The 14,584-nt window shown below is 62.9% G+C and carries 14 protein-coding genes; 10 read left to right on the forward strand and 4 right to left on the reverse strand.

The window, feature by feature from the left end; genetic code table 11:
* Positions 1-8 precede the first annotated feature (8 nt).
* A complete protein-coding gene (gene yaaA, locus H618_RS0119075; RefSeq protein WP_028696578.1) occupies positions 9-788 on the reverse strand; it encodes a peroxide stress protein YaaA in 780 nt (259 codons plus the stop codon).
* A 136-nt stretch (positions 789-924) separates the two neighbouring features.
* On the opposite strand from yaaA, the gene H618_RS0119080 reads away from it, so the two are divergent.
* From H618_RS0119080 to moaE, 5 genes are all read left to right on the forward strand, one after another.
* On the forward strand, positions 925-2,058 hold the full coding sequence (locus H618_RS0119080; RefSeq protein WP_028696579.1) for a polysaccharide deacetylase family protein: 1,134 nt from the start codon (positions 925-927) through the stop codon (positions 2,056-2,058).
* A 288-nt stretch (positions 2,059-2,346) separates the two neighbouring features.
* On the forward strand, positions 2,347-3,741 hold the full coding sequence (locus tag H618_RS0119085; protein WP_028696580.1) for a PhoH family protein: 1,395 nt from the start codon (positions 2,347-2,349) through the stop codon (positions 3,739-3,741).
* A gap of 93 nt (positions 3,742-3,834) precedes the next feature.
* On the forward strand, positions 3,835-4,308 hold the full coding sequence (gene moaC, locus H618_RS0119090; protein WP_028696581.1) for a cyclic pyranopterin monophosphate synthase MoaC: 474 nt from the start codon (positions 3,835-3,837) through the stop codon (positions 4,306-4,308).
* Entirely contained in the window at positions 4,305-4,550 is a 246-nt protein-coding gene (locus tag H618_RS0119095; RefSeq protein WP_028696582.1) for a MoaD/ThiS family protein, read from the forward strand. Before moaC ends, H618_RS0119095 begins: the two co-directional genes overlap by 4 nt.
* A gap of 2 nt (positions 4,551-4,552) precedes the next feature.
* The gene (gene moaE, locus H618_RS0119100; protein ID WP_028696583.1) at positions 4,553-4,999 is read left to right on the forward strand and encodes a molybdopterin synthase catalytic subunit MoaE; all 447 of its coding nucleotides are present in this window, start codon (positions 4,553-4,555) and stop codon (positions 4,997-4,999) included.
* A 132-nt stretch (positions 5,000-5,131) separates the two neighbouring features.
* Here moaE and rhlB read toward each other — a convergent pair whose 3' ends face one another.
* The 3 genes from rhlB to algW form a co-directional block, all read right to left on the reverse strand.
* Positions 5,132-6,610 carry an ATP-dependent RNA helicase RhlB gene (rhlB, locus tag H618_RS0119105; RefSeq protein WP_028696584.1) on the reverse strand — a complete coding sequence of 493 codons (1,479 nt, stop codon included), beginning with the start codon at positions 6,608-6,610 and terminating at the stop codon, positions 5,132-5,134.
* A gap of 102 nt (positions 6,611-6,712) precedes the next feature.
* A complete protein-coding gene (locus H618_RS0119110; protein WP_028696585.1) occupies positions 6,713-7,369 on the reverse strand; it encodes an alpha/beta hydrolase in 657 nt (218 codons plus the stop codon).
* Between the two features lie 161 nt (positions 7,370-7,530).
* Entirely contained in the window at positions 7,531-8,694 is a 1,164-nt protein-coding gene (gene algW / locus H618_RS0119115) for a Do family serine endopeptidase AlgW (RefSeq protein ID WP_028696586.1), read from the reverse strand.
* A 180-nt stretch (positions 8,695-8,874) separates the two neighbouring features.
* Here algW and H618_RS0119120 point away from each other — a divergent pair, with 180 nt between their 5' ends.
* The 5 genes from H618_RS0119120 to H618_RS0119140 all read left to right on the forward strand — a co-directional run bounded on the left by H618_RS0119120 (position 8,875) and on the right by H618_RS0119140 (position 14,530).
* Entirely contained in the window at positions 8,875-9,633 is a 759-nt protein-coding gene (locus H618_RS0119120) for a Nif3-like dinuclear metal center hexameric protein (RefSeq protein ID WP_028696587.1), read from the forward strand.
* Positions 9,634-9,804: 171 nt separating this feature from the next.
* On the forward strand, positions 9,805-10,722 hold the full coding sequence (cysD, locus tag H618_RS0119125; RefSeq protein WP_028696588.1) for a sulfate adenylyltransferase subunit CysD: 918 nt from the start codon (positions 9,805-9,807) through the stop codon (positions 10,720-10,722).
* A 102-nt stretch (positions 10,723-10,824) separates the two neighbouring features.
* Positions 10,825-11,166: a four helix bundle protein gene (locus tag H618_RS0119130; protein ID WP_028696589.1), complete on the forward strand. Its 342-nt coding sequence runs from the start codon at positions 10,825-10,827 to the stop codon at positions 11,164-11,166.
* Positions 11,167-11,219: 53 nt separating this feature from the next.
* The gene (gene cysN / locus H618_RS0119135) at positions 11,220-13,121 is read left to right on the forward strand and encodes a sulfate adenylyltransferase subunit CysN (protein WP_028696590.1); all 1,902 of its coding nucleotides are present in this window, start codon (positions 11,220-11,222) and stop codon (positions 13,119-13,121) included.
* Positions 13,122-13,333: 212 nt separating this feature from the next.
* Entirely contained in the window at positions 13,334-14,530 is a 1,197-nt protein-coding gene (locus H618_RS0119140) for a methionine gamma-lyase (protein WP_028696591.1), read from the forward strand.
* The last annotated feature ends 54 nt before the right edge of the window (positions 14,531-14,584 follow it).

Consider the following 14,584-nt stretch of genomic DNA (forward strand, 5'->3'; position numbering starts at 1 on the left):
TCGAGCTTCTACTCAGGCGCGGCGTCACGCAGGAACACCAGATGATCCTGCTTCGATTGCTCGGCATTGTAGTAGTAGCCCTGCACGTCGAATTGCTTGAGGTGCTGCGGATCGTCGATGCGGTTCTGGATGACGAAGCGGCTCATCATGCCGCGGGCTTTCTTGGCGTAGAAGCTGATGATCTTGTGCTGACCATTCTTCCAGTCCTTGAAATCCACATTGATTACCCGCGCTTTCAAGGCGCTGCGCTTGACCGCACTGAAGTACTCGTTGCTGGCCAGGTTCAGCAGCAGGTCGTCACCTTGTGCGGCCAGGGCCTGGTTCAGCCATTCGCTGATGCGCGTGTCCCAGAACGCGTACAGGTCCTTGCCACGGGCATTGCTCAGTTTGGTGCCCATTTCCAGGCGATACGGCTGCATCAGGTCGAGCGGGCGCAGCAGGCCGTACAGCCCCGAGAGCATGCGCAGGTGCTCCTGGGCGTAGGCGAAGTCGTCCTCGCTGAGGCTTTGCGCATCGAGCCCGGTGTACACGTCGCCCTTGAACGCCAGCAGCGCTTGCTTGGCGTTGTCCGGGGTGAAGGTTTCGCTCCAGCTACCGAAACGCGCCGCGTTGAGGCCGGCAAGCTTGTCCGACAGATGCATCAGCTCGGCGATCTGCGCCGGGCTCAACTCGCGCAGTTGCTCGATCAGTACCTGAGAGTGCTCCAGGTGCTGCGGCAGGGTGAAGCGCGCGGTGGCCGGCGGGGTTTCGTAGTCGAGGGTTTTGGCGGGGGAAATCACCGTCAGCATAGGGTCGGCTCCTGAAGTCAATCGGGCGATTCTACGGCGGGCGTGCGCAAGCTCCAACCTATGCGCGTGATAGGCGCTGACCATGGGCAGGCCAGGCGCTATAGTGCGGGCCATACCTTTCACCGGAGTGTCGCCTGTGCGCCCTGCCCTGGTTGCCTTCGCCGGCCTGTTGAGCCTTGCCGTGCAGGCAGCGCCGCCTTCACCCTACGTCAGCCTCGAGCGCAACCTGTGGCCCGAGCAACTGGACAGCCCGGTGCTGTTCGATGTCGCCTCGCGCGCCGAAATTCTGTCCTTCGCCCGCGCCCTGCACGAAAGCGAACTGCTCGATGACACAGCACTGGCCAGTCGTCTCGGCCTGCGCCAGATCGACCTGCCGATGATTCGCGCGGTGCGCGCCCGCTTGTGGCAGCGCTTGTGGCAGAACTTCGAGCAGGCCCGGCAAAGCTGCGAGCAGGACGCCTCGTTCTGCTTTCCGCTCGACAGCATGGCTGAACTGCGTGCACGCGCTGCGGTGTTTGCCGAGGAAGTCGGTGAGTTCTATAGCCCTTGGGTCGAGCCCAGTTACACGTTCCATCAACGTTATCTGGATGAATTGCTGCGCAAGGCCGCCTTGTTCGCCAGCAGTCCCAACGAGATCGAGCGCCTTTCAGCCACCGAGCGCAGCGGCGATGAACTCAACGACCGGGTGTTTTTGCTGACCTTCGTCGGCGGACCGGGGCCGGCCGCTGGCAGCACCGATCGGCTCACCGACTACCTGCGTCGGCAGCAGGTGCAAGGTACGTTCTTCGTGCTCGGTACGCGCCTGCAGCAGCGGCGCGACAGCGCAGCAGGCAGCCCGCTGCGGCAGGTGTATGCCGGACAGTGCGTGGGCATTCAGGGCTGGGAGTACCGCTCGCATGCGCTGTGGCAAGGCTGGCAGGATTCGCTGCGGCGCAGTCAGGCGCGGGTGCAGGCCGAGTTGCCCGAGCAGTACGTGCCGCTGTTCCGTCCGCCCTACGGGCAGCGGCGCAGCGATGGCGAGGCGTTCATGCGCAATCAAGGCTTGCAGGTAGCGTTGTGGGACATCGATGCCCAGGACGACGGCCCGCTGAGTAGCGAGGCTTCGGCGCAGCGGGTGCTGACCTTGATGCTGCTCTGGCGCAAGGGTGTGATTCAGTTCCACGACAGCCTGCCGAAAGCGCAGGTGGCCGTTGAAACCTTGCTGCAGAGCACGGCGCAGAGCGGTTTGGGCTGGGAAGATTGCCAAACCTACGGTGCCCTGCGCGAGTGAGCGCAAGGGGCGCTTGACCTATCACTGTAGTCGTCCGGGGAGGGTGCGCAAGGCAAGTGAGTCAATCGGAAAAATAAACTTCACCCAAGCGTAAAAGTACTTTTTTCCGTAATACGTTTTGCGGTATGAAAGAAGCAGACAGCCGAATCCTGCAGCACAGGTGGCGTCATCCAGGCCCTCCTAGCCAGGTGCGCTCCCCGCCCGTAACGACGCGGATACGGGGAGAACGGCGGTCAATCTGCAGCGCAGCGGTACGCGCTACGTGGCTTCGATATAAGGTGACCGAGTATGGATGACCAAGGACGCACCCCTTCCTCCAGCAAGCCAATCCTCTATGTCCTCGATACCAATGTCCTGATTCACGACCCCAACGCATTACTCAACTTCGAGGAGCACCATGTCGCCCTGCCGATGACGGTGCTGGAGGAACTCGACAAGCTCAAGACCGGCAAGCAGTCGATTGCCGCCGATTGTCGCCAGGCCATTCGCCTGATCGACCAGACCCTGGGCGATGCCTCGCCCAGTGCGGTCGAGCAGGGCGTGCCGATTCAGCGTGGCAAGAGTGGCCCGAAGGGTTTTCTGTCGATTCTGATGAGCCAGCGCAACGAGCCCAACCGCCTGCTGCCCGAGCACCTCAACGACAACATCATCATCAACCAACTGCTCGAACTGCGCGCCACCCGCGCCGATCTCGACGTAGTGTTGGTGACCAAAGACATCAACATGCGCCTCAAGGCGCGCGCCTGCGGCATTGCCGCCGAGGACTACAGCACCGACCAGTTGGTCGACGATGTCTCGTTACTGTCAAAGGGTTACCACTCGGTGAACGGCTCGTTCTGGGACCGGGTCAGCAAGGTCGATACGCGCCAGGAGCGCGGGCGTACCTGGCACCGGGTGCAACTGGCCGAGCCGCTGCAGGCGGTGCACATCAACGAGTTCATCATCGACGAGCAAGGCTTCGTCGGCTGGATCAAGGGCGTGCGTGATGGCGAGTTGCTGTTGCTCGACCTGCACCAGGAGCCGCTGCTGCACCAGGAAGCCTGGGGCCTGAAGCCCCGCGACATCCACCAGAGCCTGGCCTTGCTGGCACTGCTCGACCCGGATATTCACCTGGTCAACCTCACCGGCGCTGCCGGTTCGGGCAAGACCATCCTGGCCCTGGCGGCTGCGATCGAACAGACCATGGTCAGCAAGCGCTACCGTCGCATCATCGCCACCCGCAGCGTGCAGGGGCTGGATCAGGAAATCGGCTTCCTGCCGGGTACCGAAGCGGAAAAGATGGAGCCTTGGCTGGGCGCCATCACCGACAACCTCGAAGCCCTGCACATGGATGACGAGAGCACTCACGGCAGCGTCGAGTACATCCTCGAGCGCGTACCGCTGCAGTTCAAATCGCTCAACTACATTCGCGGTCGCAGCTTCCAGCAAAGCCTGATCCTCATCGATGAATGCCAGAACCTCACCCCGCACCAGATGAAAACCATCATCACCCGTGCCGGCGCTGGCTCCAAAGTGGTTTGCCTGGGCAACCTGGCGCAGATCGACACGCCGTACCTGTCCGCTCCAAGCTCGGGCCTGACCTACCTCACCGAGCGCTTCAAGGACTTCCCCCACGGCGTGCACATCACCCTGCAAGGGGTGCCGCGCTCGGTGCTTGCCGAGTACGCCGAGTCGCACCTGTAAGCCGACTGATCGGGCGGTTCGCCGCCCGATCATTTCCCTGCGCAACGCGACCTGTGGCGTTACACTCGACGCTCCCTTCACAGGAGCAGAGCAGTGCTGACACACCTTGATTCCCAGGGGCGGGCCAACATGGTCGACGTCACTGAAAAAGCCGTCACCGCCCGCGAAGCAGTGGCCCAGGCGCGCGTGCGCATGCTGCCGCAGACCCTGCGCATGATCGTCGACGGCGCGCATCCCAAAGGCGATGTCTTCGCCGTGGCGCGCATTGCCGGCATCCAGGCGGCGAAGAAAACCAGCGACCTGATTCCCCTGTGCCATCCGCTGATGCTGACCAGCGTCAAGGTCGAACTGCGCGCCGACGGCGAAGACGCGGTGCTGATTCAGGCACGCTGCAAGCTGGCCGGGCAGACCGGCGTGGAAATGGAAGCACTGACCGCCGCCAGCGTCGCCGCGCTGACGATCTACGACATGTGCAAGGCGGTGGACAAAGGCATGGTCATCGAGCAGGTACGCCTGCTGGAGAAGCGCGGCGGCAAGAGCGGCGACTTCAAGGCGCAGCCGCAATGAAGCTGCAAGTGGTGTATTTCGCCCGTTATCGCGAGGCATTGGGGCTGGACGGCGAGGCGCTGGAAGGTGACTTTCAGGTGCTCGACGATGTGCGCAAAGCGTTGCTCGAGCGTGGCCAAGGTTACGCCGTGTTGGCTGAACAGAACCTGATGTGCGCGCGCAACCAGGAGCTGTGTCGGCTCGCCGAGCCTGTGGCAGAGGGCGACGAAGTGGCGTTCTTCCCGCCTGTGACGGGGGGCTGAGCATGGCCATCCGTGTGCAGGCGCAGCCGTTCGATGCCGGGCAGGAGGTCAATGCCATGCATGCGGCGAATGTCGGCGTCGGGGCGGTGGTGGCGTTCGTCGGCTACGTGCGTGACTTCAATGACGGCCGCGAAGTGGCGGGAATGTTTCTCGAGCACTATCCGGGCATGACCGAAAAAGCCTTGGACAAGATCGTGGTCCAGGCCCAGCAGCGCTGGCCGTTGCTCAAGGTCGAGGTGCTGCACCGCATCGGCGCGTTGCAACCGGGCGAGCCGATCGTCTTCGTCGGCATCGCCAGCGCCCATCGTCAGGCGGCGTTCGATGCCTGCAATTTCGTCATGGACTACCTGAAAACCCAGGCGCCGTTCTGGAAAAAAGAGTCCACCGCACTCGGCCCGCGTTGGGTCGAGGGTCGGCAGAGCGATCAGGACGCGGCTGAGCGTTGGTGAGAGGGGGGCGCGGTCACGTCTCTTCAGGCAGAGCCTAGGAGCGAACGGAGCGCCGCTGCGGTTCATTAGGGCCGCGTTGCGGCCCATCGCGGCTGAAGCCGCCTCTACAGCCAACTGTTGGGCTTGAGCCGCTTACTGGCCCTTGCGCGGCACGGGCTTGAGCAGGGCCTCAGGCGGCATTTCACAGCTGATCTTGCGTCCTAGCAGTTGCTCGATGCCGGGCAGCTGGTACGAGTCGTCTTCGCCGGCAAAGCTGATCGACACCCCGTTGCTGCCGGCACGGCCAGTGCGGCCGATGCGGTGCACGTAGTCGTCCGGATCTTCCGGCAGGGTGAAGTTGATCACGTGGCTGATGCCATCGATGTGAATGCCGCGGCCGGCGACATCGGTTGCCACCAGCACCGTCACTCGACCTTCGCGGAAGTTTTCCAGGGTGCGGATGCGCTTGTGCTGCGGCACGTCGCCAGACAATTGCGCGGCGTTGATGCCGTCGCGCACCAGGCGTTCTTCGATGCGTCGCACTTCATCCTTGCGGTTGGCGAACACCATCACCCGTTGCCAGTTGTTCTGCGTCACCAGGTTGTACAGCAGCTTGTACTTGTCGCTGCCGGCAACGGCATAGACATGCTGTTCGACGGTTTCGCTGGCGACGTTTTCCGGCTCGATCTCGACGATGGCCGGGTCGGTGGTCCACTGCTTGGCGAGGTTCATCACATCGTCGGTGAAGGTGGCGGAGAACAGCAGGGTCTGGCGTTCGGGTTTGGGTGGCGTCTGCCGAATGATCTGCCGAACCTGAGGAATGAAGCCCATGTCGAGCATGCGGTCGGCTTCGTCCAGCACCATCACTTCGACCATGTCCAGGTGCACTTCGCCGCGCTGCTGGAAGTCCAGCAAACGCCCGGGGGTGGCCACCAGAATGTCGCAGTGGCGCGCTTCCAGGCTTTTCAGCTGCTTGTCGAAGTCCATTCCGCCGACGAAGGTCATGACGTTCAGGCCGCTGTATTTGGTCAGTGCCGCGGCATCCTTGGCGATCTGCACCACCAGCTCGCGGGTCGGGGCGATGATCAGCGCGCGCGGCTCGCCCATGTAGCGCTCCTTGGGTGGAGGCGTCTGTTGCAGCTGGGCGATGATGGAAATCAGGAAGGCTGCGGTCTTGCCGGTGCCGGTCTGTGCCCGGCCGATGGCATCCTGGCCGCGCAGGGTGTAGCCCAGCACCTGGGCCTGGATCGGCGTGCAGTACGGAAAGCCCAGGTCGTGGATGGCGTGCATCAGCTCGTTGGACAGTTTGAAGTCATGGAAGCGGGTCTTGCCTTCCTGCGCCTCGACCACGAAGTCCTCAGGCTTCCACAGCGATGCCTGGGGCTTGGGTTTGCGTTCACGACGCGGCTTGCTGTTGGGCGTGGCGTCGTGGCGTGAGATCGGCTCGGCCTTTGTTGGCAGGGCCATGCTGGAAGTGGGTTGCGCGTCGACTGCTGGAGCCTCGATGGGCTGCGCGATGGAGGGAGCCTGCCCACCAGCGGCGGGCGGCGGAGTGACCACGGGGGCAGGGACAGCGGCGGCCTGGGCGGCGGCGTCTTCCTTGCCGAATAGTTTCTTGAGTGCCTTGAGCACGGTCGTCTCATCAACTGATTAAGGAATGTACGCCGGGCAGTGTAAAGCAAGAACTGCGCGCGGCGTAGCGTGGTGCGCCGACTACTACAAATGGCGACTCGTTCAGCGCAGCCGCGCGAGCAGCCAGTTGAAGATGTCCTGAACCTCTTCGTTGAGCACTTCGTGTTCCATCGGGTACTCCTGCCAGCTGGCATCGACGCCCCAGTGCTTGAGGTGTTCGAAGGCGGTGCGGCCCATGGATGGAATCACCACCGGATCGTTCACCCCGTGCAGGCACAGGGCGGGCGTACGCTGCTGGCAGGCGCTCAGCTGATGTTCGTCGCTGAAGGTCGGGGCGTAGGTCGACAAGGCCAGTACCCCGCCGAGTGCCTCTTGCCACTTCACGTAGGCCGTGTGCAAGACCACTGCGCCGCCCTGGGAAAAGCCGGCGAGAAATACCCGGGTCAGGTCGATGCCCTTGCTGCGCTCGGCTTCGATCAATGCGATGACCTGCTCGGCCGAGTGCTCAAGTTGCCCTTCATCGATGGCGCGCGCCGGGCTCATGGCCTTGATGTCGTACCAGCTGGGCATCGCATAGCCGCCATTGATGGTCACCGGCTGGGTCGGGGCCTGGGGCATGACGAAACGCGTGCTGGTCAGGTGCGCCTGCAGGGCCTGGGCGACCGGCTGAAAGTCGTAGCGGTCGGCTCCCAGGCCATGCAACCAGATCACACAGGCATCGGCGGTGTTCTGTGGCTCGAGAATCAACGGGTCGGTCATGGCTGCTCCAATGAAGTGCGGGCCTGCCTTCGTCGGTGCATGGAACCAGGCAGGGGTATGAATGGCTGAAGAGAATCGCGCAACGCCAGACGTTTTGCCACTTCAATTGCCCGCACACCAGGGGCAGAGCCGAAGGGGCCGCTTGCCGGCCCCGTTGGAAGTCACTTCTCGTCTTTCTTGACCACCGGCGCCGGTGGTGGGCGCAGACCCACTTCAGCGATCAGCTTGAGCTGCTTGCCGTTGCGCATCACTTCGATGGCGACCTTGTTGTTTGGCTTGATCCGCGCGACCTGGTTCATCGACTTGCGCCCGTCGCCGGCCGGCTCGCCGTTGATGCTCAGAATCACATCGCCCACTTGCAAGCCGGCGCGCGCTGCCGGGCCCTCGCGGAAGATGCCCGCCACGACGATGCCCGGTCGACCTTTCAGGCCGAACGACTCGGCCAGTTCCTGGCTCAATGGCTGCACTTCGATGCCCAGCCAGCCACGAATCACCTGGCCATGTTCGATGATCGATTTCATCACCTCCAGGGCCAGCTTGACCGGAATGGCGAAGCCGATGCCCTGCGAGCCGCCGGACTTGGAGAAGATCGCGGTGTTGATGCCGGTAAGGTTGCCATTGGCATCGACCAGCGCGCCGCCGGAGTTGCCGGGGTTGATCGCCGCGTCGGTCTGGATGAAGTCTTCGTAGTTGTTCAAGCCCAGCTGGTTGCGGCCAGTGGCACTGATGATGCCCATGGTCACGGTCTGGCCCACGCCGAACGGGTTGCCAATGGCCAGCGACACGTCACCGATGCGCAAGGTATCGGAGCGACCGATGGTGATGGCGGGCAGGTTCTTCAGATCGATCTTGAGCACGGCAAGGTCGGTTTCCGGGTCACTGCCGATGACCCGTGCCAGGGTTTCCCGGCCGTCCTTGAGCGCCACCACGATCTGGTCAGCGCCACTGGTCACATGGTTGTTGGTCAGCAGGTAGCCTTCCGGGCTCATGATCACCGCCGAGCCCAGGCTCGACTCCCAGCGCCGCTGCTTGGGCAGGTTGTCGCCGAAGAATCGGCGGAACTGCGGGTCTTCGAACAGTGGGTGGGCGGCGTTCTTGTTCACCACCTTGGTGGTGTAGAGGTTGACCACCGCAGGCGCGGCGAGGGTCACGGCGTCGGCATAGGAGACCGGCCCTTGCACCACCTGGGTGGTTTGCGGCGCCTGTTGCAGATTGACATCCTGGCTGGGCAGGCCCACCCACTGGGGAAAGCGCTGGATGACCAGCATGGCGATCAGTACACCGGTAAGAAGGGGCCAGCCAACGTAACGCAAAGCCTTGAGCATCGAACGAATCCTGGGCGAGGGGGCCACCAGCGCGGCAAGGGCGCGGGCCCGCAAACGATCAAACAGACAGCCTCAAGCAGCGTCGGCCGGCGGTTTCCCCGCGGCGGCAGGCGGCTCATAATGGCCGGCATTATACGGGCGTTGCGCCCGCTGCAACCGCCGATTTCAAGGAGTTTTTCCATGGCCGTCGCTCTCCAGACCCTGGTCGCCGAAGCCGAGCGTTACCTCGCCAGTGCCAAGATTCACGACTACTGCCCCAATGGCCTGCAGGTCGAGGGGCGCGCGCAGGTCAGGCGTATCGTCAGTGGCGTCACTGCCAGCCAGGCCCTGCTGGATGCGGCGGTCGAAGCCGACGCCGACCTGATCCTGGTTCACCATGGCTATTTCTGGAAGGGTGAAAACCCTTGCATCACCGGCATGAAACGGCGCCGTCTGAGCACCTTGCTCAGCCATGACATCAGCCTGCTGGCCTTCCACCTGCCGCTCGACGTTCATCCTGAGGTGGGCAATAACGTGCAGCTGGCGCGGCTGTTGGAGATCACCGTTGAAGGCCCGCTGGACCCAGGCGACGCCCGCGTGGTCGGCTTGCTCGGTTCGTTGCCCGAGCCGCTGTCGCCGCGCGATTTCGCCCGTCGCGTGCACGAGGCGCTGGGGCGCGAGCCGTTGCTGGTGGAGGGCGAGCAGATGATCCGCCGCGTCGGCTGGTGCACGGGCGGCGGCCAGGGCTACATCGACCAGGCCATCGCCGCCGGAGTCGACCTGTTCATCAGCGGCGAGGCCTCCGAGCAGACCTTCCACAGCGCCAGGGAAAACGGCATCAGTTTCATCGCCGCCGGGCATCACGCCACTGAGCGCTACGGTGTACAGGCGCTGGGCGAGTACCTGGCGCGTCGCTTCGCTGTCGAACACCTGTTCATCGACTGCCCGAATCCGGTGTGAACCCACGCCAGCGCTGGCGGTAGAAGGCTACCGCCAAGGCCAAACCGGCAGTCATATGGATAGATTGTTTCGATCTATCCGGCGCTCTAAATAGAATCAGTCGCTGTGATAAAGTGGCTCGCTCGAACACGGCCCGCTGGCCGTCCATAAGATCGTTTTTCGTGAGTAGCCATGGTCGACAAACTGACGCACTTGAAACAGCTGGAGGCGGAAAGCATCCACATCATCCGCGAGGTGGCCGCTGAGTTCGACAACCCGGTCATGCTGTATTCGATCGGCAAGGACTCTGCCGTCATGCTGCACCTGGCGCGCAAAGCCTTCTTCCCGGGCAAGCTGCCGTTTCCGGTCATGCATGTCGACACCCAGTGGAAATTCCAGGAGATGTACCGCTTCCGCGACAAGATGGTCGAGGAAATGGGTCTGGAACTGATCACCCACGTCAACCCCGAGGGTGTGGCGCAGGGCATCAACCCGTTCACCCACGGCAGCTCCAAGCACACCGACATCATGAAGACCCAGGGCCTCAAGCAGGCGCTGGACAAGCACGGCTTCGACGCCGCCTTCGGCGGTGCCCGCCGCGATGAAGAGAAGTCGCGCGCCAAAGAGCGCGTCTACTCGTTCCGCGACTCCAAGCACCGCTGGGACCCGAAAAACCAGCGCCCCGAGCTGTGGAACGTCTACAACGGCAAGGTCAACAAGGGCGAGTCGATTCGCGTGTTCCCGCTGTCGAACTGGACCGAGCTGGACATCTGGCAGTACATCTACCTCGAAGGCATCCCGATCGTGCCGCTGTACTTCGCCGCCGAGCGTGAAGTGATCGAGAAGAACGGCACCCTGATCATGATCGACGACGAGCGCATCCTCGAGCACCTGAGCGATGAAGAGAAAGCCCGCATCGTCAAGAAGAAGGTGCGTTTCCGTACCCTGGGCTGCTACCCGCTGACGGGCGCTGTCGAATCGGAAGCCGAAACGCTCACCGACATCATTCAGGAAATGCTCCTGACGCGCACTTCAGAGCGCCAGGGCCGCGTCATCGACCACGATGGCGCAGGCTCCATGGAAGACAAGAAACGTCAGGGTTATTTCTAAGCTTCGAGTTACAAGTGGCAAGCTGCAAGACAGAGTCGTTGCGAGTAGCGTCTGTGCCGTGCGGATTGCCACCTGCTCTGCGGGTGCTCATGGAGGCTCGCAGTGGATTTCGAGAAATTGTTGGTGTGGCAAAGGGGCAAGAAGCTCGCGGTCGAGATGTATCGGGCTTTCGCGCATTGCCGGGATTTGGGCTTCAAGTCTCAACTGACACGCGCAGCCGTTTCCGTCCCGGCGAACATCGCTGAGGGAATGGAACGGCGCAGTGAACGTGAGAAGGCCTGGTTTCTCAGCGTCGCGAAAGCCTCGTGTGCCGAGTTACGCACCCATCTGATCATCGCAGCAGAGATCGGCTATCTACCCGTTGAGCCGGCCGACAATTGGATTAATGAAACCCGCGAGCTATCCAGAATGCTCGCAGGGTTGATCAACAGAATTTCTAACTAGCTGTACGCCGACAAGCTTGCCGCTTGAAGCCAACAGCTTGGAGCTTGAATGAAATGAGTCACCAATCCGATCTGATCAGCGAGGACATCCTCGCCTACCTGGCTCAGCACGAGCGTAAAGAACTGCTGCGTTTCCTCACCTGCGGCAACGTCGACGATGGCAAGAGCACCCTGATCGGGCGCCTGCTGCACGATTCCAAGATGATCTACGAGGACCACCTCGAGGCCATCACCCGTGATTCGAAGAAATCCGGCACCACCGGTGAAGAGGTCGACCTGGCGCTTTTGGTCGACGGTCTTCAGGCCGAGCGCGAGCAGGGCATCACCATCGATGTCGCCTACCGCTACTTCTCCACCGCCAAGCGCAAGTTCATCATCGCCGACACCCCGGGCCACGAGCAGTACACCCGCAACATGGCCACCGGTGCCTCTACCTGTGACCTGGCGATCATCCTCGTCGACGCCCGTTACGGCGTGCAGACCCAGACTCGCCGGCACAGCTTCATCGCCTCGTTGCTGGGCATCAAGCACATCGTCGTCGCGGTCAACAAGATGGACCTCAAGGGCTTCGATGAAAGCGTCTTCGAGTCGATCAAGGCCGACTACCTCGATTTCGCCGAGCGCATCGACCTGCAGCCGTCGAGCCTGTACTTCGTGCCCATGTCGGCGCTCAAAGGCGACAACGTGGTCAACCGCAGCGAGCGTTCGCCGTGGTACACCGGCCCTGCGCTGATGGAAATCCTCGAAAGCGTGGAAGTGGCGGCCGACCGCAACTTCACCGACCTGCGCTTCCCGGTGCAGTACGTCAACCGGCCGAACCTGAACTTCCGCGGTTTCGCCGGCACCCTGGCCAGCGGCATCGTGCACAAGGGTGACGAAGTGGTGGTCCTGCCTTCGGGCAAGAGCAGCCGGGTCAAGTCCATCGTCACCTACGAAGGTGAACTGGAAAGTGCAGGCCCCGGCCAGGCCGTGACCCTGACCATGGAAGATGAAATCGACATCTCCCGTGGCGACCTGCTGGTGCATGCCGACAACGTTCCTCCGGTGACCGACCAGTTCGACGCGATGTTGGTGTGGATGGCCGAAGAGCCGATGCTGCCGGGCAAGAAGTACGACATCAAGCGTGCCACCAGCTACGTGCCCGGCTCGATTGCCAGCATCGTGCACAAGGTTGACGTCAACACCCTCGAGGAGGGTGCGGCCAGTGCCCTGGAGCTGAACGAGATTGGCCGGGTCAAGGTGGCGCTGGATGCCTCCATCGCCCTCGATGGCTACGATAGCAACCGCACCACTGGCGCCTTCATCGTCATCGACCGCCTGACCAACGGCACCGTGGGCGCCGGCATGATCATCGCACCGCCTGTGTTGCCACACGGCAGCACCGGGCAGCACGGCAAGGCCGCTCACGTGTCCACCGAAGAGCGCGCCCTGCGCCTCGGTCAGCGACCGGCCACCGTACTGTTCAGCGGCCTGTCCGGCGCTGGCAAGAGCACGCTGGCCTACGCCGTCGAGCGCAAGCTGTTCGACATGGGCCGTGCGGTGTACGTACTCGACGGGCAGAACCTGCGTCACGACCTGAACAAGGGCCTGCCGCAAGACCGCGCCGGACGCACCGAGAACTGGCGCCGCGCCGCCCATGTGGCGCGCCAGTTCAACGAAGCTGGCCTGCTGACCCTGGCTGCGTTCGTGGCCCCGGATGCCGAAGGCCGCGAACAGGCCAAGGCGCTGATCGGCAATGACCGCCTGCTGACAGTCTACGTCCAGGCTTCGCCGCTGGCCTGCCGCGCCCGCGACCCGCAAGGGCTGTATGCCGCCGCTGGCGACAACATTCCTGGCGAAAGCTTCCCGTACGACGTGCCGCTGGATGCCGATGTGGTGATCGATACCCAGAGCACCAGCGTCGAAGAGGGTGTGAAACAGGTACTGGACGCCTTGCGCCGCCGCGGTGCGATCTAACCGCGGCTGATCGACGAAAACCCCGCCTCGGCGGGGTTTTTGCTTTTCAGGCGGCGAGCACAGCAAACCGACGCGGTGCTCATTTTCTCGCTTGAGGTAGCGGAACCTTGTCTCGCTGCTTGACCGCCTTGAAGGAAAAGCTCGTGTAGATCTCCTTCACCCCGGACTGGAGCAGGGCATAAGCTTAGAACAAACCCTAAGAGGTGCCTGCCATGGACAATTCCAATAACACCCAAGGCTTTTCCACCCGCGCCATCCACCACGGCTACGACCCCATGTCCCACGGCGGCGCGTTGATTGCGCCGATCTACCAGACCTCCACCTACGCTTTCCCTTCTGCCGAATACGGCGCTGCCTGCTTTGCCGGCGAGGCCGATGGGCATGTCTATAGCCGCATTTCCAACCCGACCCTGGCACTGCTGGAGCAGCGCATGGCTTCGCTCGAAGGGGGCGAGGCGGGCCTGGCGCTGGCTTCTGGTATGGGCGCGATCAGCGCGACGTTGTGGACCCTGCTGCGCCCGGGCGACGAACTGCTGGTGGGTACCACCGTGTACGGCTGCACCTTCGCCTTCATGCACCATGGCATCGGTGAGTTCGGCGTGCAGGTGCGCCACGTCGACCTCGATGACCTCGACGCCCTGCGCGCCGCCATCACCCCGAAGACGCGGATGATCTACTTCGAAACACCGGCCAACCCCACCATGCGCCTGGTCGATATCGCGGCGGTCACCGGCGTGGCGCGCGAGCATGGCATCACCGTGGTGGTGGACAGCACCTACTGTACGCCCTATCTGCAACGGCCCCTGGCTCTGGGCGCCGACCTGGTGCTGCATTCGGCCACCAAGTACCTCAGCGGCCACGGTGATATCACTGCGGGTCTGGTGATCGGCAACAGGACGCTGATCGACAGGATTCGTCTGCAAGGCCTGAAAGACCTCACCGGTGCGGTGCTTTCACCTCATGATGCATCGCTGTTGATGCGCGGCATCAAGACACTGGCCCTGCGCATGGAGCGCCATTGCAGCAATGCCCTGCAGGTCGCCCGGTTTCTCCAGCGCCAGCCGGCGGTAGAGGTGCTGCACTACCCGGGTCTGACCTCGTTCCCGCAGCATGCACTGGCCGCCCGGCAGATGCGTCTGCCGGGCGGCATGCTGGCGTTCGAGCTGCGCGGCGGCCTGGCGGCAGGTCGGCAGTTCATGAACGCGCTGCAGTTGTTCAGTCGAGCGGTAAGCCTGGGCGATGCCGAATCCCTGGCCCAGCATCCGGCAAGCATGACCCATAGCAGTTACACGCCCGAGGAGCGCGCGGCGCATGGCATTTCCGAGGGGTTGGTACGCCTGTCGGTGGGTCTGGAAGACATCGATGATTTGCTGGCTGACCTCACTCAGGCACTCGCCACCGTCGAGTGATGGCCAGGCAGCAGGCATGAAAAAGGCCGCGTCAGCGGCCTCATTCGATGTAGC

The sequence above is a fragment of the Pseudomonas cremoricolorata DSM 17059 = NBRC 16634 genome (genome assembly GCF_000425745.1).
Classification (GTDB): Bacteria; Pseudomonadota; Gammaproteobacteria; order Pseudomonadales; family Pseudomonadaceae; genus Aquipseudomonas; species Aquipseudomonas cremoricolorata.